The 589-nt window shown below is 50.3% G+C and carries 1 protein-coding gene; it reads right to left on the bottom strand.

Features of this window, described 5'->3' with window-relative positions; all coding sequences use genetic code 11:
- Nucleotides 1–52: 52 nt before the first annotated feature.
- Nucleotides 53–334: an Arc family DNA-binding protein gene (locus tag JTP94_RS15885; protein ID WP_204851457.1), complete on the bottom strand. Its 282-nt coding sequence runs from the start codon at nt 332–334 to the stop codon at nt 53–55.
- Nucleotides 335–589 lie beyond the last annotated feature (255 nt).

The following is a 589-nucleotide window of genomic DNA, read 5'->3' as shown; positions in this document are numbered from 1 at the left end:
ATAAGACGGGATAGATGTGATGACCTCACCCTCCGTCTTTGATCTTCCTATGCTATTCCTCGGGCTTGAACCTGGCGGCATTGATCTTTTGCGCCACGGAGTCCCACAAATAGTCACGCTGATCCGATGGACTTTTAACGATCAGATCAACGATTTCTTTAATGTGCTGATCCAGCTTGGAGGGTAGCGGGTACGTGCGCTCCAAAAGCGTGACAAGTTCGGCATTGACGGAGCGCCCATTTTTAGCCGCGGCACGCTGAATCCGTTCACGCAATCCGTCCGGAACGCGGATGATTATCTTGTCTAAAGCTCGGCTGGGACTGTCGTCGCTCATGTGGCGTGCATACAGGCCACATCTTGCGAAATAAATATTGGCCACTGGCCATACACGGTTGACGAGATATGGCGCGAGGGTTCAGTTTAGAAAATTCTTTATCAGAAATAGGAGGGGGCGAGCTGGCAAAGAAAACAGCAACGAAAAACAAGAAAGGCGAAGCACTGGCCTGAGAAACCCGCTTCGCCTTTTCAGTGTTCACGTCAAAAATTGGGGATTTTCAACATGCACGTGCATGATAGCATCACTGTGCGC

The sequence above is a fragment of the Martinezella lusitana genome (assembly GCF_016901135.1).
GTDB lineage: Bacteria > Pseudomonadota > Alphaproteobacteria > Rhizobiales > Rhizobiaceae > Rhizobium > Rhizobium lusitanum_D.
Note: the sequence above shows the minus strand (reverse complement) of the source record. Positions and strands in the feature narration are given on the sequence as shown.

Excerpts from the sequence above, each read along its gene's own strand:
- JTP94_RS15885 (WP_204851457.1), bottom strand. The coding sequence starts at position 334 with ATGAGCGACGACAGTCCCAGCCGAGCTTTAGACAAGATAATCATCCGC.